The 21,897-nt window shown below is 25.9% G+C and carries 20 protein-coding genes and 1 pseudogene; 7 read left to right on the top strand and 14 right to left on the bottom strand.

The genetic code is table 11. From position 1 onward, the window contains the following. Nucleotides 1–1,049, bottom strand: a 1,049-nt coding sequence (locus JG676_RS06405) for a PDC sensor domain-containing protein (protein ID WP_200217685.1), incomplete at its 3' end; no start/stop codon positions are given. A 143-nt stretch (nt 1,050–1,192) separates the two neighbouring features. Between JG676_RS06405 and JG676_RS06400 the strand changes: the two genes are divergently transcribed. The 3 genes from JG676_RS06400 to JG676_RS06390 are packed head-to-tail and all read left to right on the top strand — an operon-like array spanning nt 1,193 to nt 3,712. Then, nucleotides 1,193–2,050 (top strand): metal ABC transporter solute-binding protein, Zn/Mn family, encoded by an 858-nt coding sequence (locus JG676_RS06400; protein WP_200217684.1) that lies wholly within the window; start codon nt 1,193–1,195, stop codon nt 2,048–2,050. Between the two features lie 11 nt (nt 2,051–2,061). After that, complete coding sequence (locus JG676_RS06395; protein ID WP_200217683.1) at nt 2,062–2,916, top strand: ABC transporter ATP-binding protein; 855 nt, start codon at nt 2,062–2,064, stop codon at nt 2,914–2,916. Beyond that, nucleotides 2,909–3,712 carry a metal ABC transporter permease gene (locus tag JG676_RS06390; RefSeq protein WP_200217682.1) on the top strand — a complete coding sequence of 268 codons (804 nt, stop codon included), beginning with the start codon at nt 2,909–2,911 and terminating at the stop codon, nt 3,710–3,712. Before JG676_RS06395 ends, JG676_RS06390 begins: the two co-directional genes overlap by 8 nt. Here the strand turns inward: JG676_RS06390 and JG676_RS06385 are convergent. The 10 genes and pseudogenes from JG676_RS06385 to JG676_RS06340 all read right to left on the bottom strand — a co-directional run bounded on the left by JG676_RS06385 (nt 3,701) and on the right by JG676_RS06340 (nt 14,386). Continuing rightward, on the bottom strand, nt 3,701–5,161 hold the full coding sequence (locus JG676_RS06385; RefSeq protein WP_200217681.1) for an McrC family protein: 1,461 nt from the start codon (nt 5,159–5,161) through the stop codon (nt 3,701–3,703). The two genes, JG676_RS06390 and JG676_RS06385, sit on opposite strands and share 12 nt — an antisense overlap. A gap of 12 nt (nt 5,162–5,173) precedes the next feature. Further along, a pseudogene (locus JG676_RS09230) lies at nt 5,174–6,316 on the bottom strand (McrB family protein); the annotation flags it as partial. Nucleotides 6,317–7,188: 872 nt separating this feature from the next. Continuing rightward, complete coding sequence (gene rimP, locus JG676_RS06375) at nt 7,189–7,611, bottom strand: ribosome maturation factor RimP (RefSeq protein WP_200217679.1); 423 nt, start codon at nt 7,609–7,611, stop codon at nt 7,189–7,191. Further along, on the bottom strand, nt 7,601–7,963 hold the full coding sequence (gene rbfA / locus JG676_RS06370; RefSeq protein WP_200217678.1) for a 30S ribosome-binding factor RbfA: 363 nt from the start codon (nt 7,961–7,963) through the stop codon (nt 7,601–7,603). Before rbfA ends, rimP begins: the two co-directional genes overlap by 11 nt. Continuing rightward, the gene (infB, locus tag JG676_RS06365; RefSeq protein ID WP_200217677.1) at nt 7,960–10,518 is read right to left on the bottom strand and encodes a translation initiation factor IF-2; all 2,559 of its coding nucleotides are present in this window, start codon (nt 10,516–10,518) and stop codon (nt 7,960–7,962) included. The genes rbfA and infB overlap by 4 nt, the downstream gene beginning before the upstream one ends. Next, nucleotides 10,505–10,762, bottom strand: a complete 258-nt coding sequence (locus JG676_RS06360) for a DUF448 domain-containing protein (RefSeq protein ID WP_234284650.1) — start codon at nt 10,760–10,762, stop codon at nt 10,505–10,507. The genes infB and JG676_RS06360 overlap by 14 nt, the downstream gene beginning before the upstream one ends. Nucleotides 10,763–10,786: 24 nt before the next feature. Then, entirely contained in the window at nt 10,787–11,665 is an 879-nt protein-coding gene (gene thrB, locus JG676_RS06355) for a homoserine kinase (protein WP_200217676.1), read from the bottom strand. Nucleotides 11,666–11,673: 8 nt separating this feature from the next. Next, nucleotides 11,674–12,075: a tRNA threonylcarbamoyladenosine biosynthesis protein TsaB gene (locus JG676_RS06350; RefSeq protein ID WP_200217675.1), complete on the bottom strand. Its 402-nt coding sequence runs from the start codon at nt 12,073–12,075 to the stop codon at nt 11,674–11,676. A gap of 41 nt (nt 12,076–12,116) precedes the next feature. Then, nucleotides 12,117–13,001, bottom strand: a complete 885-nt coding sequence (gene lpxC, locus JG676_RS06345) for a UDP-3-O-acyl-N-acetylglucosamine deacetylase (protein WP_200217674.1) — start codon at nt 12,999–13,001, stop codon at nt 12,117–12,119. A gap of 2 nt (nt 13,002–13,003) precedes the next feature. Next, entirely contained in the window at nt 13,004–14,386 is a 1,383-nt protein-coding gene (locus JG676_RS06340) for a M23 family metallopeptidase (RefSeq protein WP_200217673.1), read from the bottom strand. 192 nt (nt 14,387–14,578) lie between these two features. Here JG676_RS06340 and bamA point away from each other — a divergent pair, with 192 nt between their 5' ends. The 3 genes from bamA (at nt 14,579) to JG676_RS06325 (ending at nt 19,060) form a co-directional block, all read left to right on the top strand. Continuing rightward, nucleotides 14,579–16,795, top strand: coding sequence for an outer membrane protein assembly factor BamA (gene bamA / locus JG676_RS06335; RefSeq protein WP_200217672.1), 2,217 nt, complete (start codon nt 14,579–14,581; stop codon nt 16,793–16,795). A gap of 8 nt (nt 16,796–16,803) precedes the next feature. Beyond that, the gene (locus tag JG676_RS06330) at nt 16,804–18,102 is read left to right on the top strand and encodes a glycosyltransferase (protein WP_200217671.1); all 1,299 of its coding nucleotides are present in this window, start codon (nt 16,804–16,806) and stop codon (nt 18,100–18,102) included. Between the two features lie 82 nt (nt 18,103–18,184). Next, a complete protein-coding gene (locus tag JG676_RS06325; RefSeq protein ID WP_200217670.1) occupies nt 18,185–19,060 on the top strand; it encodes a glycosyltransferase family 2 protein in 876 nt (291 codons plus the stop codon). Here the strand turns inward: JG676_RS06325 and JG676_RS08985 are convergent. The 3 genes from JG676_RS08985 to JG676_RS06315 are packed head-to-tail and all read right to left on the bottom strand — an operon-like array spanning nt 19,052 to nt 21,641. Continuing rightward, a complete protein-coding gene (locus JG676_RS08985; protein WP_246801802.1) occupies nt 19,052–19,492 on the bottom strand; it encodes a glycosyltransferase in 441 nt (146 codons plus the stop codon). The genes JG676_RS06325 and JG676_RS08985 overlap by 9 nt on opposite strands. Continuing rightward, a complete protein-coding gene (locus JG676_RS08980; RefSeq protein ID WP_246801801.1) occupies nt 19,476–20,093 on the bottom strand; it encodes a hypothetical protein in 618 nt (205 codons plus the stop codon). The genes JG676_RS08985 and JG676_RS08980 overlap by 17 nt, the downstream gene beginning before the upstream one ends. After that, entirely contained in the window at nt 20,094–21,641 is a 1,548-nt protein-coding gene (locus JG676_RS06315; protein ID WP_200169295.1) for a glycosyltransferase, read from the bottom strand. A gap of 168 nt (nt 21,642–21,809) precedes the next feature. Here JG676_RS06315 and JG676_RS09225 point away from each other — a divergent pair. After that, nucleotides 21,810–21,897 (top strand): glycosyltransferase (locus tag JG676_RS09225; RefSeq protein ID WP_373563817.1); only part of this gene is annotated, 88 nt, incomplete at its 3' end.

Genomic DNA, 21,897 nt, shown 5'->3' with positions numbered 1-21,897 from the left:
GATATTTGACCAAATTCATCATTTGTTTTTATATTAATGGTTGATACATTATTTGTTTTATGATTAATAAAATCAAAGAATGAGTTAAGACCATTTTGGATAGTGGTAAGTGGGGAGAGAAGTTTAGAAAGGATAACATAAAGCAATATGATACTAAGTGCTATCATTATAATAACAACTACTATTTGTATATAAGCCATTTTATTTGCAGAACTTTTTATCACATCCAATGATTCTGCTATACAAGCAGTATAATCTCCAATTTTAGTACAAATTCCAAATCTTTGTGAGCCATCAGCGCGTTGATATTCAAAAGGTTCTAAATCAGCTTTTGTTTTAGCAATATTTGCAATTTGGTCTATATTGTAACCTTCTTTAAGTTGTTCTTTATCTGTTGAAGCAAAAACTTTATTGTTTTTATCAAAAACAAAAGTTCTTCCTGGATTAGTTTCAAATTCTTTTTGCAATTCTTCTACCAAAACATCAATTGCTAAAACTCCTATAAATTTACCATCTTTATAAAGAGCTTTTGAGTAAGTAAAACAAGGAAGATTTGAAGTTATGTCAATATAAGAAGGGGTTATATAAATTCCATTTGTTTTTAAAGCTTCTTGATAATAATCTCTTGTTCTTGCATCATAATTATCAGCTTTACCATAAATGCCAAAATTCTTTCCTTTAGCATCAGAATCTGTATCACTTACAACAAGCTCACCATCTGGTTGTGCAATATAAGCTGCTAAAAATCCTCCAGCTTCTCTTAATAATTTTAAATCATCTCCTATATTTTCCATCAAAGCTTGTTGGTTGTTTAATTGATTATAAGAAAATGACAAAATTCTTTTTGAAAAATTTTCAAGAGTATCAGAATTGTTCTTTGAAAAATTTATCATAGAATTTTTTGCAACTTTAATATAGTTTGTTTCAGCATTTACAACTTCATGATATATACTCTTATTAACAAAAATGTAAGTTATAATTCCAAGCAAACCTAAGCAAAAAATTGCAATTAAATTTGCAACCAAAGAAACCTTAAATTTTAAGCTCATATAAAACTCCTTAAATTAAAGATTTTTTTCAAAGCCGTTATTTTATCAAATAAAAATTTATTTTTTATTAAAAAAAATTAAACGATTGTTTGCTATACTATAAGACTTAAAAATCTTTAAAAACATTCTAGAAAGTCAATCTAATGAAAAAAATTATATTATTATGTTTTTCTTTTTTAATACTACAAGCAAAACCTTTAATTAGTGTTAGCATAGCTCCTCAAGCATTTTTTGTAAAGAAAATAGCCGCAAATACTCTAAATATCAATATAATATTACCGCCAAATAGTAATGAACACAATTTTGAATTTAAACCAAGCACGATGAAAGATCTTGAAAAAAGTGATATTTATTTTACCATAGGATTAGAATTTGAAAAAGTTTTTATAGATAAATTTAAACAAAATTTCCCAAAACTTCAAGCTGTAAATATGCAAAAAAATATAACTTTACTAGAAACTGATGATGAGCACGAACATTTACATGATCACTCTCATGAACATGAACATTCGCATGAACACTTTGATCCTCATACTTGGCTTGATCCTATCTTAGTGCAAACTATGGCTTTAAATATTTATGATGCTTTAAGTCAAAAATATCCACAAAATAAAAATTTATATAAACAAAATTTAGATCAATTTTTAAAAGAGTTAAATAGTTTAAATTTGCAAATTGCATCAAAACTAGAAAAATTAAAAAATAAAGAATTTGTAGTTTATCATCCTTCTTGGACATATTTTGCAAAACGTTATAATCTTATACAAATTCCCGTAGAAATTCTAGGCAAAGAACCAAAAAGCAAAGATTTGCAAAATCTAATCACTCTAATAAAAAATAAAAATATAAAAGTCATTTTTGTTCAAAGTGGCTTTCCTGAAAATGCGGCAAAAACATTAGCAAAAGAATGTGATGCGCAAATTTATAAAATAGATCATTTGTCTTATGATTGGGAAAATGAACTTTTAAAAACAGCTGATGCCTTTTCTAAAAATCTATAATTAGGTCTTTAATGCTTTTTTTTGAAATTTCTAATCTTAATTATACATATGGAAATGAAATAGTTTTAAAAAATATCAATCTAAATTATGATAACAAAGACTTTCTTTCTATCATAGGTCCAAATGGTGCAGGAAAATCAACCCTCATAAAACTTATCTTAGGACTTTTAAAATCTAAAAATGAGATCAAATTTCAAGCTATTCAAAGAAAAGAAATAGGTTATGTTCCTCAATATACTTTAGCAAATCCTAATTTTTATCCAAGAGTAATTGAAATTGTTCTTATGGGACTTATAAGTAAAAAAATTTTTGGTTTTTACAGCAAAGAAGATAAAGAAAAAGCTATGCAAGCTTTAAAAAGCGTAGGAATGGAAAATTTTTGGAATAAAACAATAAATTCTTTAAGCGGTGGGCAAAGACAGCGCGTTTTTATTGCAAGAGCATTAGCAAGTGAATGCAAAATGCTGATTTTAGATGAGCCAACTGCAAGTGTTGATAATAAATCTGCTATACAAATTTTTGAACTTTTAAGCTCTTTGCATCAAAAAGGTGTAGGAATTTTACTCATTTGCCACGATATTAATCTAGTGCTTGCTTATAGTGATAAAATCGCTCATTTAAATAAAGAGCTTTTTTTACATACTAACGCCAAAGAGAAAGAAAAAAGTTTATTTTTAAAGCATTTATACGAAAATCATTCTCATTTTTGTGATGTGGAAATGAGTTTAAATTCTTGTTTTTGCGATGAAAAAAATTGTAATAGCAAAAAGTTATGCGAACAAGAATTTGTAAGAAGAAATTTAAGAAAAACCGAATTTAAAAAAGAAAATTTTTGTTTGAAATTTTCAAAGGAAAATTATGTTTGAAATTTTAAATTTCACTTTTTTTCAAAACGCTTTATTGGGAGCATTTTTAGTCAGTATAGCTTGTGGAGTTATAGGGACTTTAGTGATGATAAATCGCCTTTTTTCTATGGCTGGAGGTATAACACACGGAGCTTTTGGTGGTATAGGAATAGCTTTTTATTTTTCTTTGCCTATTTTATTAAGCACAGGAATATTTACTTTATTTTTAGCTTTTTTAGTGGCCTTTTTAGCTAAGCGTTATGAATATAGAAGCGATAGTATTATTGCTGTAATTTGGGCTTTTGGAATGGCTATTGGCATTATATTAATTGATTTAAGTCCTAATTACAACACGGATTTAATGGCTTATCTTTTTGGAAGTATTTTAGCCATAGGAACACAAGATCTATGGCTTATGGGTATAGTTGATATAATAGTAATAGTTTTGATAGTTTTATTTTATAGACAATTTGAAGCTTTAAGTTTTGATGCTGAATTTGCAAAAGTTCGTGGTGTTAATATAAACTTTTTTCATTATCTTTTAATTGCACTTATGGCTTTTTGTATAGTCATTTCCATACGTCTTGTAGGGCTTATTTTAGTTATGGCCTTACTTAGTATCCCAAGTTTTATTGCTGAAAATTTTAGCAAAAGACTTGGTTTTATTATGATTTTAGCAAGTTTTTTAAGTATGATTTTTTGCATTTTAGGACTTATACTTAGCTATTATCTTAATCTCTCAAGCGGTGCTTGTATCATAGCTGTAGCTTGTTTTGGATTTTTAATACATTTGATAGGTAAGTTTTTAAAAAGGTAAAGGTGTAAAAAGCACTTGAACTTTTATATCTCGTTTAGAATAGTGCTTTTCGAATTCAAACCAAAAATGTTTGCTCGCATTAAATACTAAAGGACTTTCAAATTTTTCTTTTAATTTCATTGTTCTATCACACAAAGGATATATGAGTTTAATATCATGAATTTTAAATTTACAAGCATAAGCAAACATTTGATACAAATCACTTTGTACTATGCCCTGCTTTTTATCTTTATCACTATCTGGAATTTTCCACTTGGTATCTAAAATCATTGTATTTTCTATATATAAATCAGGCTTTAGCATAAAACATTTTTCATCATTTTTTGAAATCAAGTATTTTCCACTGCTTTGAGTTTTGATATTTTTACTTGGATTTGCTTTTTTTAGCATATGAGCTACATAATCTTCAAAAAGTTTTTCCATAGAAAAAAGCAAAGCAAAAGCTTCATTTTTACCATGATAAGGCATAAAACTTTCATTTTTTAAGAAAATTTTACACCATAAAAGCAAGTTTTCATAATAATCAAAATGTCTTGAAATTTTATAGCTAAAATCTTTTTCATAATTTTTAGAAAATTCTACCTCATCAAGCATTTGCAAGGACTTTATGAGTCTAAATTTATTTATATTTGTTTTGGATTTTAAGAAATTTAGAGTAGATTTTATTAAGCGGTTTGGCGCTATATCTAAAACAAACTCATCACAACTTGTAAAAAATTTTTCTTTATGAACTAAATTTTGTTTAATATGCTCACTAAAAAGTAGTTTTCCTTTTAAAAAAGCTCTATTACTCTCATAATCTACATAAGATCTCATTAAACCTTTTTTATACACACTATCAAATTCATCTAAAAACATTGTGATAAAAATCTCAAATAATGGCATTTTAGAACTTTGCAAAGATGAAATTTGTGATTTTTTAAAAGGAGAATTTTTTAAGGTTTTTAGTAAATTAATTAAAAGAATTTTAGGGTTAAAATTTACTTTTGTTAAACTATACCATTTTTTTACTTTGATATTTTTCAAATCTTTTGTTTTGCTAATTTTTAAAATTTTATAATCTTGAAAATAACTAAACCTCGTAAATAATTCATTATTCTTATTTATTACATAGGCATTTTTTAACTTTTCTTTTGCTATGTTTAAACTATCTGTACTATCTTTATAACTTTCTAAATTTGTGCATTTTGGTAAAATTTCTAAAACTCCGCTTTTAGTTTGGATAATGCCTACATAATTTTTAGCTTTTAGGGTATTTTTATTTTTAAAACCTAGAAGATTTTCATTATTTTTTGTAAAATCTTCTAGTTCTTGATAAAATTTTCTAGCTTTTTGCTCTATATTTTCTTTACCTTCTTGTTTTTCATCTTTACCTTTTAAAAATGCTTTTATTAAATCATCAACATTAAAGGCTTGATATTCGATGATAGAAAAGGTATTACTCTTCATTTTATTCTTATCTTATTTTTCATAAATAGCTTGATATGTTTTTATTTTATCCCAAATTGATTTATCAAACGAAGCAATTTTATAAATTTTTCCCTCACTATCTACATTATCTAAGGTTTTTTTTTGGAGGTATTTAATATTTTCTAATTCTTTTTTATCAATCATATCATTGGAATTTAAAACAGCATCAATTAAAGCATAATCATTATAAAAATACTCTTGTAAAAGAGGGATAATCTTATTTTGAAATACCTTTTTTAAACCTTCTAAATTTTCAACACCTATAAAAAATGCATGACCTATAGTTTTTTCTCTATCTAGTAAATATTCTATGCGAGTGTTTATAGCTATTAATAACTCTTGTAAATTAATACCTTCACAATCTATAGATAATTCACTCACATCAGGCATCATCTCAACAAATTCAAAACGTCTTCTTAGAGCTGTATCAAGAGAAGTGATACTTCTATCAGCTGTATTCATAGTGCCTATAATATATACATTTTTAGGTACTCCAAATTTTTCACCACTATAAGGCAAAGTTAATTCTAATGCTTCCTTATTGCCCAATCTTTTACTAGGCTCTATCAAAGTTATAAGCTCGCCAAAAATCTTACTTACATTACCACGATTGATTTCATCAATGATTATGATAAATTTCTTTATTTTAAAATACTCATTATAAAAATAATTTATAATAATCTCATAGTGCTTGATAATATTTTCTGGATTATCTTTAACTTGTATAATTTCTTGTATAAAGCTTATAATATCTTGGGGTTTATTATATCCTATCTTTTCAATAATATTTCTAACATAATTAAGATGTATTTTTAAATTTTTAATACATAAATTATTCGGCTCCTCAAATCTAAATTCTTTACCTTCAAGATTTATTTTTTTCTCCTCTTTAAAATATTCTAAAAAACTATCTTTACTTTTTTTAAAATCTTGTTCTAAAGCTTCTAAAGCCTTTTGACAAAGTTCTTTAAAAATTCCATCTTTAATCTTATAATTAATTTGTGAATTTTCATTTTTATTTTTTTTATCTAAATCAGGCTTTATACCTTCTACAAATTCTTCATATCCATAGCTTTGATGAAAAGTTGTAAAGACTATTTGCCCATTTTTTACATATTCATCAAATTTTGCTTTTTTCTCATCTCTACTTTCTATATTTTCACCTAAAATTTCTAAAGCCTTATCTATAGTATGATAAGTTTTTCCTGTACCTGGAGGTCCATAAAGAATTTGATTTAAAGGTATATTTTGATCTTTATTAAATATTAAATTATTTGCTAATAATAAATAATTTAAAATAAATAAATTAGAGAAATTTTGATTTTTTTGAGGATGAGTAAAATTATATTCTTTAGCCTCATCTAAGTCTATAGTTTTTTCTAATTTTTGAATTTTATTAATAATAAATTCTCCATCTTCTCTAACTTCCTTTATTACACCATAAAAACAAATTTTAGATTCCTTAGATGTATAAAAAAATATTTTATTATTTGATTTCATATTTAAAAGAGCCGATCCTCCACTTTTGCCCCATCTTAAATCTTCATCTTTATTGTTATTAAAATAATCTTCAAGGGAAAAATTATCTGGATTTGAAGGAACTAAAAAATAATCTGAACTATCTGAAACTAAACTGTTGTTTTCTAAAATATCTTTATATATAATAGGATTATAAGATCTAATCTGCTTATCATCAATATTCTTTAACTTATTTAAAAAATTATCTATAGTAAATGTATCGCATAGTTCTTTACTTGAATCAACAAACGATACTATAGACTTTGAATTTCTAGCAACATAAAAATTATAATTTTCTTTTGTTTTTAATTTTTTAATTTCTTTATTATTTTTATAAGATTCTATCTCATCTTTTTTAAATTCTAAAAGTTTACTTCTATATTTCTCATAAATTTTCTTTAAAAATTCTTCATAATCACTAATTGAATTTATATTCATAAATAAACCTTTCTAATATTTAATATCAAAAAATTTAGAAATCTAAATTTTTACCATACGATAAAAGTTCTAGCTTTCTTAATATCATTAAAATTTAAGGTAATTTTTTCTTGATTTTCTAAATTTTCTAAAGCGATATTTTCATCCTCTACACCAATGATTTTTGCCTTGAGTTTTTCTTTTTCGTTAGTAGTAATTTTTACAAGTTCATTAATGCTTTTTTGAAAATGATCTAATTTAGTAAGCTTTCTTTCAAGTCCAGGTGAGGATACTTCTAAAAAATACTCTCCATTCACAGGCGGTTCAACATCAAAAAGTGGGGATAAAATTTCACTTAACCTTGCACAATCATCTAAATTTACCCCACCTTCTTTCATCACATAAACACGATAAATTTTCTTACCATTTTCACTAACTAACTCATCATCATAAAAATCAAGTCCAGCTTCTTTACATAAAGCTTCAAGATTCATTTTTTTCCTTTTTTATTTTTTCAAATAAAGTATCTATATGGTTTTGATATTCTAATCTATCATCAAATTTAAAATGAAAATTTGGACATCTATACCAACCCTGCTCACTCATACAATAATTTTGCAAAGCCTTGCTAGCCTTTTTTAAAGAATTTAAAATCTTTTCTTGTTCGTGAGTGTTAAAAAACATCTTATCAAGATACACAAAAGCATCATATCTGCCTTTTTTACACTCTACATCTACCACACAAAGATTTTTTAAATTTACATCATCTAAATTTGCTAAAGCTTCTGGGATAAGCTCTTTTAAAATACTTTCTGTGCGAAGTTTCTTAATTTCAGCTACATTCATAAACTAACTTGTTCCTCAACTTCTTTATAACTTTCTATATAATCACCTACACGCATATCATCGCACCCTTGTATCCCAACACCACACTCATAGCCTTTAGCTACTTCTTTAGCATCATCTTTAAAGCGTTTTAAAGAACTTACATTGCCTTCAAACACTACAACTCCATCACGAATAAGGCGAATTTTAGCCCCACGATTGATCACTCCTTCAGTTACTATACAACCTGCAATTTGCCCAATTTTTGGCACATTAATCACTTGTCTGATTTCTGCTTGTCCAAGTTGCTCTTCTGAAATAATAGGACTCATCATACCACCAAGCAAGGCTTTTACATCGTCTAAAAGATTGTAAATTACATTGTAAGTTTTAATCTCCACGCCTTTATCTTTAGCACGCTCTTTAACTTCGCCTGTTGGTCGTATATTAAAGCCTAATACTATAGAATTCTCACTTGCACTTGCAAGCTCTATATCACTTTGAGTGATACCTCCTACTCCGCTATGAATAATATTAACTTTAATTTCATCATTTCTTAATTTTTCTAAAGATAATTTTAAGGCTTCAAGAGTTCCTTGTACATCTGCTTTTAAAATAACTGGTAAAGCTTTGATATTGCCTTCTTTAATCTTAGCTCCAAGCTCATCAATGCTAACTTTAGTTGATTTGCTTAATTCTTTTTGACGATTGTATTCGTGACGTTTATTAGCATATTCTCTTGCTTCTTTATCTGTTTTTACAGCGATTAAAATTTCTCCAGCATCTGTAACTTCACTAAGCCCTATAATAACACCGCATTCACCTGGCTTAATTTCTTTTAAAGTTTTACCTTGATCATCGCTTATGGCACGCACTTTTCCATAAGATTCTCCTGCTACAATAGTATCCCCAACTTTTAAAGTTCCATTTTGAACAATAATAGTAGCTACTGCACCACGACCTTTTTGAATAGAACTTTCTATAATACTTGCTTTTGCATAAGCTTTTGGGTTTGATTTAAGCTCTAAAATATCAGCTTGCAAAAGCACTATTTCAAGTAAATCTTCAATACCCATTCCTGTTTTAGCAGAAACTCCTACAAATTCATAATTTCCACCCCAATCAATTGGCATAATATCAAGTTCAGCAAGTTGCGTTTTTACCATATCAGGATTTGCACCTTCTTTGTCCATTTTGTTAATCGCTATAATAATAGGCACATTAGCGGCTTTTGCGTGATTTATAGCTTCTTTAGTTTGAGGTTTTACTCCATCATCAGCAGCTACAACAATAATAACAATATCAGTTATACTAGCTCCTCTTGCACGCATTGCTGTAAAAGCTTCGTGACCTGGAGTATCGATAAAAGTAATTTTACGCCCATTCTTTTCAACCATATAAGCACCAACGTGCTGAGTAATCCCACCTGCTTCACCACTTGCAATACGTGATTTTCTAATATAATCTAACAAAGAAGTCTTACCATGATCAACGTGTCCCATAATAGTAATTACAGGGGCTCTAGCAACTAAATCTTTTTCATCAATTTCACTTTCATAATCTTTTACATAGTCAAATTCATCTGCTTCATTGATGATATTAATCTCTATGCCAAATTCTGAGCCTAAAATTTCAATTGCATCTTCATCTAAAAAATCATTTTTTGTTGTCATCATTCCAAGCATAAAAAGCTTTGAAATAATTTCTCCTGTGCTTTTTCCTATTTTATCAGCAAATTCATATACTCTAATTTCTTTTGGAATTTCTATACTAGTAATAGCTGTATTTTCTTTTTTTTCAACTTTTTTAGGAGGTTTTTTGCGACTTCTTCTTTGAATACCTCCTTCCATACCAAAACCAGCAGAATTTCCAACTGCTTGACGTAAAAAATTAGGTGGTTTTTTTATAGTGTTTTGAGGTTTTTCCTCTTCTTTAACACTAAAATCAGGCAAAACTACCTCATCTTCATCTTCTAAAGAAATATCTGCAAATTCGTGATCACTTAAAAAATCCATTTTTTGTGTATTTTCTTTTTTTGTTGCGACAAAAGGCTTTTTATCTTTTTTCTTAACTGGTTTTGCATTTTCTTCATTGTTAGAAAAAATCATTGATAAACTAATACGTTCTTGGGTTGCATTAGATTTTACTTCCTCTTTTTTCTCTTCGTTATTGATTTCATTATTTTTCTTTTTAACGATCACAAGTCCTCTGCGTTTTGCCAAGGTTGCACTAGCTAAACTTTCTTTTTCTTCTTTTTTTTCTTTTTTAGCTTGAATTTGCTCTTCTTGTTTAATTTGTGTTTTTGCTTTAACTTCTTGTTTAATTTCTTCTTGTTTAAGATCTTTTTTTATTTTTTTAACTTCTTTTTTTTCTTTTTTAGCAGGGGCTTGGGTTTTTTTAAAAGCTTCTGGAATAATTTTAGTTTGTATGTATTCATAAATTGCAGCTGCAACTTCTGGATCTACAGCATTTGATGCTGATTTTATATCAAGTCCTAACTCATTAGCTTTTTCTATAATCTCTTTACTTGAATATCCTGCTTCATTTGCAATTTCATAAATTCTAACTTTTGCCATCTAAAAATATCTCCTTTAAATCCTGCTGAGTAATTTTCATAGTTAAATTTTTACACATTTTAGAAAATGCTTTCTGCAAAATTTTATCTTCTTTTAAAATACACTTAGAACACAGATAAAAACTGCGTCCACATTTAAAATGAAGTTCAATTTTTCCTGAAATAACTTTAAATCTAAATAATGATTCTTGTTTGAAACGCTCTTTGCAAACAATGCACATTCTAATAGGTGTATGATTTCTCAAAATTATATCTTTTTTTTATATTTTTTAGCAAATTTCAAGCCCATTATTATCGAATTCTAAAAGTTTTATTTTAAAATGAGGAAAAGTTTCTTCCATCTTTTGAAATAAAAACTGCGCATCTTCTTCATAAACTAAAGAAAAAAAACTAGATCCAGAACCTGAAAGAGTGCTCATTAAAGCTCTATTTTTTAAGGCACATTTTTGTACTTCAAAAAGTTCTGGCAAATTTTTCATTCTATTTAATTGATGTAATCTATCTTCACTTGCAAATTTTAATAAATCATATTTTTTCTCCAAAAAACAGGCTGTTAAAAAAGATGAATGGCTTAAATTAAAAACACTATCATTAAAACTTAAAGATTTAGGTAAAATTTGACGATTTTTTTCTGTGCTCATTGTAGTATTTGGGATTACTACAACAGCTTTTAAACTAGTATCAATTTCTTTTTTAATACTTAATACTTTTTTATCTTTTACTAAAGAACAAACAAAACCACCAAAAACAGCTGGAGCTATATTATCTGGATGATTTTCATATTTTAACGCTTCATTAAGAATTTTTTGTTTATTTAATTTTAAATCAGATATTAAATATGCTGCACTTATAGCACTAACAATTGCAGCAGATGAACTTCCTAAACCTCTAGATAATGGTATATTATTACGAAATATAAATTGAAAATTATCTCTTTTTCCATTTAATTTTTTATAAATTTCATTAAAAACAGAAAGAAAAAGATTATTTTTTTTAAGATAAATATTATCACTTCCTTCTCCATTAATGCTTATGCTAGTTAAGGAAGCTTTTTTAATTTCTACCTCATTAAAAAGTTTTAAACTAAGCCCTAAACAATCAAATCCTGGTCCTAAATTCGCACTTGTAGCAGGAACTAAAATTTTCACAATACATCCTAAATTACATCTAAAAAATAAAAAGGCAAATTATTGTTATTTATGTTAATTTTATCTAAATTTAAAGGCAAAAAAAAGTCACCTGGAATATTTTTTTCTAAAATAATTTCACCCTCTTTAAAAACGAAACAAAAATCTTTATTCGCTTTGATGGGTTTAAAATCATTGAGTTCAAAAGCACTTATACTATACAAAGGAATATTTTTAACTATGCTTAAAGTCTTTAAACTCATATAAGAAATTTTAATACTCATATAAGATCCAGGTCCATTGGCATAGATCAACCTTGAAATTTTAAACTCTTTTAATAAAGAATTTAAAATTTTTGGTAAAAATTCACTAGCTTTTTCATCGCTTGTATATTTTTTAATTAAAATATTTTCTTTATAAATACCAAGCATTAAAGGGCTTGATAAAGCATTTAATAAAAGGGTTAAATTTTCTATGCAAAAACCTTTTCATAATCTTTTTCATAATCTTTTTCAAGAGTAATGATTTCATAAGCTTGCTCATCTTTTAAAAGTTCTTTTGTAAGCAAATGATTTAAGTGATGACTTCCTGCATAAGAAATGTAATCTCCAAAAACCCTGTATCCAAGTAAAGTTAAATCTCCAATAGCATCTAAAATTTTATGACGCACAAATTCATCTTTAAATCTTAAGCCCTCAGGATTTAAGATGCGATTATCATCAACAACGATAGTATTTTCCAAACTACCTCCAAGTGCTAAATTCATAGATCTTAATTTTTCAACATCTTTTAAAAATCCAAAAGTCCTGGCTCTTGCAATATTTTCTATATAATTTTTTTTACTAAATTCAAAACAATAATTTTGCTCTCCAATTACAGCATTATCAAATTTAATTGTATAATTAATCTTTGGTTCTTTTGTTGGTATAAGTTTTACAAATTTATGACCATCTCTTACCTCAATAGCTTTTTTAATTACCATTACTTTTTTAGGAGCATCAAGTTCTTTAATACCTGCTTCATCAAGCATAATACAAAAACTAATACTACTTCCATCCATTACAGGAGCCTCATTAGCATTTAAAACTATACGTATATTATCGATTCCATAAGCATTAATTGCACTCATTAAATGTTCGATTGTAGAAATATATCCTCTATGATCTCCAATAACTGTTGCCATTTGAGTATTGATCACATTTGCTGGTTCAGCCTTATAAGAAATATTTAGATCTTTTCTAAAAAAAACTATACCACTATTAGCCTCTAATGGTTCTAAAATAATTTCTATTGGCTCTCCTTTATGAAGTCCTATTCCTACACCTTTTACAGATTTTGCTATAGTTAATTGTTTCATACTTATTTCTCGCTTAAAATTATTTTTTTTCCATCTTCTAAAACTTTATAAATATTATTTTTAAGCCATATTTTATCTTGCCATTGCTCTGGTCTTGTTTGCACACCTTGGACCAATACTTCAAAATGTAAATGATCACCCAATGCCAAACCACTAGTTCCAGTTTTTGCTATAACATCTTGTTTCTTTACATTTTCATTCACATCAACATTTTTAGAAGAGCAATGTCCATAAAGACTATAAACTCCAAAACCATGATAAATAATTATATTTAAACCATAAATTCCATTATCTTCAGCAAAAACAACCTTACCTGGATTACTGCTAATAATTGGAGCAAAAGCTGTACTTGCTAAATCTAATCCCATATGATATCCGCTACTTATAAACTCACCATTATAAAAATAAGATCTATGATCAGCAAAATCAGCTACTTTCATAGCATTTCTAAGTGGTAAAAAAAGATTTAAATTAAAATCTTTTACACTCTCTTCTGGAACTTCTGAGGTAATTTTATAAATTAAGTTCTCATTAGCAAATCTTAAAGTTTCATTTACAAATTTAAATTTTTGCGTTCTACTTAACTTAGAAGCATCATCTTTACTCATATTTGCTGAAGCTAAAAAATTTATTTTAGTATCTAAGAATTTATCACTTAAATTGATATTAGAAACGCGATATTTTCTATTTACAAAATAATATCTTATTCTTTCTTTTGTAGAATTTCCTGCCTTATCAGTGGCTATAATATAAGCTCTAAAATAATCATCTTTTGCATTCCAAGCAATTAAAGAAGCATAATAACCTTCTTTAATATAAGGTATAGCCTTGAAAATTTTCCCTTTATCTGTTTGAATATACACTTGATCTAAATTTTTATCCTCTGCTTTAAAAACAACACTAGCAACTCCACCTTGCTCAATTTGATAGGAGTTACTTAAAACTTTTACTTCAGGATTTATATCATCTATATCTATAAAAACAGATTTTTGGATATAATTTCCAGTAAAAAAATTCCAAAAACTTGCATCATATGCTTCAATTTCCATAATATAAGACTTAATTTTTTCTTTATAAGCAAGCTTAGGAAGATTAAATTCTAAAGTGATATCATTTTTTTGATCTATTTTTTGATCTATTAAAACAATACCTGAATCATTAGAATCTTTTTTTAAAGTGATTTTTATACTTTTTAATCCACTTTCATTATCTTTAACGCGTACTGAAATAGGATCTTTTAAATTACTATAAATAACATCATTAACAAAAATTTCTGGTTTATTTTTTTCAAAAATACTTAAACTACTTAAAAAGTATCCCAATAAAACAACAAAAACCAAAACAAAAATAAATAAAAATTTTTTTCCTTTTCTTTTTTGAGCCATTGCACAATCCAAAAATATTTAAATAATTAAATTTCAAAAATAATTTTATTAAATTTAAGTTAATATTTTTAGCATAAATTATAAAAATTAATAATGTAATTTTAATACTTTTAAAAACTATTAAATTTTTTTTGCTATCATTTAAGATAAAACTCTTTAAAAAAGAAATTTCATGAATCTAGGCAAAAATAAATGAAAAAATTAATCGGTATTTGTGTTTTTTGTACTTTTTCCAATGCTATTGTTATTAAAGAAGTCAAATTTAGCGGACTTTATCATCTTTCTAATGAAACCGCTTTAAGTATTAGTGGCTTAAAAGTAGGAAATACGCTCAAAGAAGAAGATATCAATCAAGCAATTTTAAATTTATACAAACAAAATTATTTTAACAATATTGCCGTTGAAGAAAAAAATGGAATTATAGATATTATACTTACAGAAAAACCTACAATTGCTAAAATAACCATTACTGGAGTAGTTTCAAATGATAGAAAGCAAATTGAAAGTATTTTAGGCATCAAAAAAGGAAGTTTATTTGATGAAGCAAGTATTAAAGAGGCAAGCCAAAGAATTAAGTCTTATTATGAATCAAGAAGTTTTTTTGATACTACTGTAGAATTTAAGAAAAAAAGTTTAGAAAATACAGATGGTTTAGAAGTAGAATTTATTGTTAATAGAGGCGAAAATATCATTATTAACAATGTTTATTTAAGTGGTGCAAAGAAATTTTCTTATTCTGATATAGAGCCTGTCATTGTTAATAAAGAAGAAGAATTTATGGGTTGGATGTGGGGAAGAAATGATGGAAAATTAAAAATTTTTGAATTAAGTAATGATAGTGCACGCATAAGTGATGAATATATGAAAAAAGGTTATTTAGATGTTAAAGTTTCAGAGCCTTTTTTAAGAACTTATACAGATACTTATCAAGCAAATCTTACTTATTTTATCCAAGAAGGAAATCCTTATAAAATTAAAGAAATTACCATAGAAAATCCTTTATTTGATGAAAAAAGCAATCAAAAAACTATCAAAGACTTAAAATCACAAGTTAATAAAACTATCAATATAGAAAATATTAGAAAAGATATCAAAACTTTAGAAACCCAAAGTGCAAATCTTGGTTATGCTTTTGTCGAAGTCTTCCCAGATATACAAAAAAATGATCAAACTCAAGAAGCTTCTATTGTTTTTAAAGTAACACCCCATGAAAAAGTTTATATTAGAAATGTTATCATTTCAGGCAATTCAAGAACTGTAGATAGAGTTATTAGAAGAGAACTTTATCTTACAGAAGGAAATTTATATAACCGCACTGATTTAGATGATTCTAGAAATGCTTTAAAAAGAACATCTTATTTTGAAGATGTTAACATAAAAGAAGAAAAAGTAGATGATACTCATGTTGATTTAATTGTGGAAGTTAAAGAAACTTCCACAGGAACTATTTCAGGTGGTATAGGATATGGCTCTAGTAATGGAATACTCCTAAATGCTTCTTTATCTGATACTAATATCTTTGGTTCTGGTATTAAAAGCTCTGTTAATGTTGATAAAGATAATGAAACTCTTTCTGGAAGAATTTCTCTTGTAAATCCAAGAGTTTTAGACTCAAGATATAGCCTTGGAGGATCAATTTATTCAAGTAATTATGAATGGGATAATTATTCTGAAAGAAATTATGGTTTTGATATTACAGTAGGAAGACAATTTGCAAGATATTTTAGTGCAAGTTTAACTTATAATCTTGAAAAAAGTAATATCTATAAACTAAGTCCTACTCTTCAAAGAACTGGATATCGCCTTGGAGAAACTACAAAAAGTTCCATAACTCCAACTATCGGTTTTAATAATACAGATGACTATTATCTCCCTCGTTCAGGTTTCATTATCTCAACTGGATTAGAATTTGCTGGACTTGGAGGAGAGCAAAAATTTATTTCTTCAAGTTCAAGGTTTAATTTCTATCAAGGATTACAAGATTTTATAGGATATGATCTTATATATCGCTATAAAGCAAGTTTTTATAAAGTATGGGATACAGGTTATCTTCCTATTAATCAAAGAATTTATTTAGGTGGGATTCAATCTGTTCGTGGTTTTGAAAATAGAACTTTAAGTCCTAAAAATCGTTGGGGAGATGAAATAGGCGGAACCATAGCTTTTGCAAATTCTGTAGAACTTAGCTTTCCTCTTATAGATAGAATTAAATTGCGTGGTAGCGTATTTTTTGATTATGGTATGATAGGGAAAGTAAATCTTGATGAAATTAAAAGAATGAGTACAGGGGTTGGTATAGAATGGATAACTCCTATTGGACCTTTACAACTCATCTTTGCTAAACCACTTAATAAAAAGAAAGGTGATGATACAAATACTTTTGAATTCACACTTGGGACAAGATTCTAAGAGTAAAAATGTTCCATATTATTATGAGTGCTGATGAAAACTATATTAAGTATAGCGCTGTTTTAATAACAAGCATCATTAAAAATACTGATTTGTCAAAAAAATTTAAAGATTTCTGTGATAAAGAAGATTTTACACCTTTAAAAAATAACAATACTCTTGACTCATATTCTTATTTAAAATTTGATACATTAAACAAAGAGCAACAAGAAGAAGGTTATATTTTTCATATTTTAAGCAACTTTATAAGCCCCCAAACAGAAGAAAAACTCCAATTTTTCGAAAAAGAATTAAATAGTATTTATCCTTGTAAAATTTTAATTCATATTTTTGAAGATGAATTTTTTAAAGATTTTCCAAAATCAGGAGCGGCACATAGTAATTATTTATCTTATTATAGATTAAAAATTAATTCTATTTTAGATAACAATGTTAAAAATTGTCTTTATCTTGATTCTGATATGCTATGTTTTTTTGATATGAGAGAGCTTTTTGCCTTAGATTTAAAAGATAAAATTATAGCTTGTGTAAACGATCCTGGCTCTAAAAAAAGAAAAATTAAATTTAAAGAAAATAATAAAAAAATAACTTTTTATTTTGATCAAAATTATTTTAATGCAGGATTTTTGCTAATTAACTTTGAAAAATATAAAAAAGAAAAAATTGAAGAAAAAACTCATGAGCTTGCCAAAAAATGCTTTTATATTAAAGCAGCTGATCAAGATTTATTAAATTTTGTTTTAAGAAATCAAATTCTAAAACTAGATTTTGCTTATAATTTTAACGTTATAACCTATGCTTATGCTATTTGTAAAGATGAAAATTCCAATAGACTCAATTTTACTAGAGAAGAATTTAATCAAAGTTTTAAAAATCCTAAAATTTTACACTATGGTGAAAAACCTTGGAAATATTTAAAATCTTATATAGATGCTAATGGAAAAAATATCAATGATTATTGGTGGGAAATGGTAAATAAAACTCCTATCTTTAATAAAGAATTATTAGAAGAAAAAAATAATATTAAAGAATATTTATATATTGCTGCCTTAGGTTTTATGGCTTTAAAATTCTGTAATGATTTTAAATTTTTTAAAATTGCTTCACTTATAAAAAATAAAAATGATAAAAAATATTTAGAATATATTAAAGAAATAAAAGATGAAGAATTTGGACTTTGCTGTATTTTAGGAGAAAGTATTTTTTATGCTAGAAAATCCAATAAAGGAAGCTTTAGTGTGATATTAAAGCTTTTAAAAATTATTTTTCATTATAAAAAATATAGTCATAAATCAAGAATTATTTAATTTATATTATTAAATAATTTTGATAAAATTAAAAAATTAAATTCTTAAGTCTTTAAAATTTAAAATACTATAAAGGTTAAATATGCCTCAAATCTCTATCATACTTCCAACTTTTAATGTGGAAAAATATATAAAAAAAGCTTTAGATAGTTGTATAAATCAAAGTCTTAAAGATATAGAGATTATTGTAGTAGATGATTGTGGAAGTGATAATAGTATAAATATAGCTAAAGAAGAAGCTTTAAAAGATAAAAGAATTAAGATTATTCACAATAAAGAGAATTTAGGCTTACTAGCTGCTAGATATCAAGGAGCACTTTATGCAAATTCTCCTTATATTACTTTCTTAGACCCTGATGATACTTTAGCTTTAAATGCTTGTGAGCTAGCTTTAAAAGAGATTAAAGAAGCCAATTTATTAAGATTTGGCTTTGCTAAAATTGATGAAATGGGGGGGGGTATAGAAGAAAATTTACCAGATTATAAAAATTATGAAGGATTAAAAAATATTATAGAACAATCCTCTTATAAATACTTATGGAATATTTGGGGAATTTTATTTAAAAAAGATTTTTATCTTCATACTATAAAACATCTATCTTCTTATAAAATAAATATGGCAGAAGATCTTTTAGCTTTCGCATTTCTTATCAACCCTAGTATAAAAACTGCTAATTTTATAGGATATTTTTATAGGATTAACGAAAATTCTTTAACTTTAAAAAAAACTAAAGAACAACTACAAAAAAATTTAAAAGATTATAAAGAAATTACAAACATAATTAAAAATTCAAATTTAGAACAATTTATCATTAAAGAATTTAGCTTTTATCTTTATAAAGAAATTATTAAATTATCTTATGATTTAAACGAAATTTCATATTTAAAATATAAATTACTTAAAAAGAAAATTAAATTTTATAATTTTTTTAAAAAACTAAAGCACGAGTTAAGATAAGTTTTCTTGCCATTTTTTAAAAACAGCCTCTTTAGAGAATTTAAGTTTTATAAGTTCTTTTGCTTTTTCTCCCATATTTTTACGCAAATTTGAATCATTCATTAAAAGTTTTAACTTTAAAGCAAATTTTCCTAAATCTCCATCTTTAACCAAAAATCCACTTTTTTCATCTTCTATAATATCACTAGGACCAGAATTTATATCAAAAGCAATACAAGGTAAGGCAAAAGAACTAGCTTCAAGCAAACTCATAGGTAAGCCTTCAAAATAACTTGTCATTACATAAATACTTGCACTTAAGTATTCTTTTTCAATTTTTTCTGTAAAAGGTTTTATAATCACATTTTTAATATTTTCTTTTTTTATTTTATCCAAAAGTCTTTTTTTAGCTTCTCCCTCTCCTACTATATGAAGCTTATACCCCCCCCCCATTATTTTCTTTTTGAATAATCTTCCATATATTTAAAAGTCTAAAAAAACCTTTTTGATCTTCATTTGTCATTCTACCTATAGAAAGTATAATTTTCTGTTTTAAATCTGCATTTTCTTTTGGCAAAGATGATAAAAAGTTGGGTATAACTCTTACGTTTTTATGATATTTTTGCCAAGTACTAAGCTCTTTAGAAGAAAGAATTATTAAGGTATCAAAAAATTTATCTCTTTTAAATGCTTTGAATTTTAAATGATGGATTTTTAAATAATGTGTATTTTTATTTTTAAAAAAAGGAAATTGTGTGCAATTATTATAAATAATATAATCTTTATCTTTATACTTATTTTTAATAACAAAACTTTCATAACACTTATAAACAAGTTTATAAAGACCTTTTTTTACTTCATTGTGTGATTTTTGATAAAAAAAACTAATTTTTATATTTGGATTGATAAAAAAATAAGGCTTTTCATTCTCCTTATAAAAACTTAAAATTTCAATATCCAAACCCTTATCATAAAAAAGATTTGCTAAATTTACTACAACTCTTTCAGATCCTCCCTTTAAGGTGATATCTCCAATAATAAGCAAAATTTTCATTCATCTCCAATCTATTTTTTTATTTTTTATAGTATCTAAATAAATCTGATGATTGATTTCAAGCATATTTTTAGTATTTTCTTTATGATAAATATGATAAGCCAAAGCATTAAATTTAAGCCTTCTAAAATTGCCATTATTAAATAAAAACCTTGCTACAAATTCACTATCCTCTCTACCCCAACCAACAAAATTCTCATTAAAACCACCGATAGCTTGCCAATCACTTTTATAAAAACTCATATTGCAAGTTTTACTTCCTTTTATAATTTCATATTTTTTAAAGAATTTTTTATCAATTTTTGAAAATTTATAAATTAAATTGGCTAAAAAATTATTTTTTTTATTTTTAAAGCCTTTTTTATTAAAGACTATTTTAAAATCATTGTTCTCTAGGATATCTTTAGTTTCATCTTCATTTAAAATAGTTCTAGAACCTTGCAAAAGTAAGTTTCTTTGTGCAAATTTTAAGTGATCTTTGATAAAATCTTTTTCTAAAATCATATCTCCATCAATTAAAATAATATAATCATAATTAGAAAGATCAATAGCTTTATTACGACTAGTAGCCGCTCTAAAGCCTTTATCCTCTTGCCAAGAGTGTTTTAAAGGGCAAGGAAAATTTTTTTGGTATTTCTCAATTAAATTTTTTGTATCCTCTTTAGATCCATCATCTGCAATAATCACCTCATTGGGCATTAAACTTAAATTTTTAACACTATCAAGTACAAGAGAAAGACGCTTTGGCTCATTATAAGTTGTGATAATTAAAGTACAAGTTTTTGGTTTAAAAAGTTTTAACTCATAAAGTTTCATATACTTAAAAAAGGCTCCTAAAGCATTGCAAATACTAATTATAAAACCTTTATATCCATATAAAAAACCTTTTTTTAAAAAATAATTTCTAAAAAAAGTCCAAAATCCTTTTAAGCTTGCTAAAAATACACTACTTTGTTTATATAAATTTTGTTTTGCCCAAAGTGAAGAATATCTTTGCATTTTATCAATTAAATGTGAAATATCATTAAAAGCATAGTGTTTTAACCCATTTTGAAGATAAATTTTTTGAGTTTTTGATGGCAATATTAGGCTTTCATGAACTAAATTATCATTAAATTTAGTAAAATTTTTATTAAAAATACGCAAAACATAATCAGGCCACCATCCACAAGCCTTAATCCATTCTCCTTTATAAAGATTTTTACGCACTAAAGCTAAAATATCTTGCTCTTTTAAATCAAGTTTTTTTAACTCTTCAATGCACTCTTTTTCTAAAACTTCATCTGCATCAATACTTAAAATCCAATCATTTTTAGCATAAGAAAGTGCTAAATTTTTTAAAGGTCCAAAACCGATAAATTCGCTTTGTTTAATATGCAAAGCAGGAAATTTTTCCTTAAATTCATAAGCAATTTTTAAAGTATTATCCGAGCTTTGATTATCAACCAAAATAATCTCATCAAAGCAAAGTAAAGAATTTAAACACTCTTTTAAAGTAAGTTCAGCATTTTTTACTATCATAATAACACTTATTTTAGAAAAATCCATTTTATTCCTTTAATATTAAAAACGAATTTTAATATTTTAAAATTAAATTTTTACTATATATAATCATTTAATTTTTAATTTAAAAAAATGTTTTTTTGATAGAATAATCATAATTTAAAAATTTATAGGGATTTTTAAACAAATAAATAACTTACATAAAGGTTAAATATGCCTCAAATCTCTATCATACTTCCAACCTTTAATGTAGAAAAATATATAAAAAAAGCTTTAGATAGTTGTATAAATCAAAGTCTTA

Source organism: Campylobacter sp. 2018MI34, from assembly GCF_016598975.1.
GTDB lineage: Bacteria > Campylobacterota > Campylobacteria > Campylobacterales > Campylobacteraceae > Campylobacter_D.
This window is presented reverse-complemented; position numbering and strand designations above follow the sequence as displayed.

Coding starts and splice junctions, on each gene's coding strand:
- JG676_RS08980 (WP_246801801.1), bottom strand. CDS start 20,093: ATGAAAATTTTGCTTATTATTGGAGATATCACCTTAAAGGGAGGATCT.
- JG676_RS06350 (WP_200217675.1), bottom strand. CDS start 12,075: ATGCTTGGTATTTATAAAGAAAATATTTTAATTAAAAAATATACAAGC.
- JG676_RS06340 (WP_200217673.1), bottom strand. CDS start 14,386: ATGGCTCAAAAAAGAAAAGGAAAAAAATTTTTATTTATTTTTGTTTTG.
- JG676_RS06395 (WP_200217683.1), top strand. CDS start 2,062: ATGCTTTTTTTTGAAATTTCTAATCTTAATTATACATATGGAAATGAA.
- rbfA (WP_200217678.1), bottom strand. CDS start 7,963: ATGAATGTAGCTGAAATTAAGAAACTTCGCACAGAAAGTATTTTAAAA.
- JG676_RS06400 (WP_200217684.1), top strand. CDS start 1,193: ATGAAAAAAATTATATTATTATGTTTTTCTTTTTTAATACTACAAGCA.
- JG676_RS06325 (WP_200217670.1), top strand. CDS start 18,185: ATGCCTCAAATCTCTATCATACTTCCAACTTTTAATGTGGAAAAATAT.
- infB (WP_200217677.1), bottom strand. CDS start 10,518: ATGGCAAAAGTTAGAATTTATGAAATTGCAAATGAAGCAGGATATTCA.
- JG676_RS06315 (WP_200169295.1), bottom strand. CDS start 21,641: ATGGATTTTTCTAAAATAAGTGTTATTATGATAGTAAAAAATGCTGAA.
- bamA (WP_200217672.1), top strand. CDS start 14,579: ATGAAAAAATTAATCGGTATTTGTGTTTTTTGTACTTTTTCCAATGCT.
- JG676_RS06330 (WP_200217671.1), top strand. CDS start 16,804: ATGTTCCATATTATTATGAGTGCTGATGAAAACTATATTAAGTATAGC.
- JG676_RS06385 (WP_200217681.1), bottom strand. CDS start 5,161: ATGAAGAGTAATACCTTTTCTATCATCGAATATCAAGCCTTTAATGTT.
- JG676_RS08985 (WP_246801802.1), bottom strand. CDS start 19,492: ATGGGGGGGGGGTATAAGCTTCATATAGTAGGAGAGGGAGAAGCTAAA.
- JG676_RS06390 (WP_200217682.1), top strand. CDS start 2,909: ATGTTTGAAATTTTAAATTTCACTTTTTTTCAAAACGCTTTATTGGGA.
- rimP (WP_200217679.1), bottom strand. CDS start 7,611: ATGAATCTTGAAGCTTTATGTAAAGAAGCTGGACTTGATTTTTATGAT.
- lpxC (WP_200217674.1), bottom strand. CDS start 13,001: ATGAAACAATTAACTATAGCAAAATCTGTAAAAGGTGTAGGAATAGGA.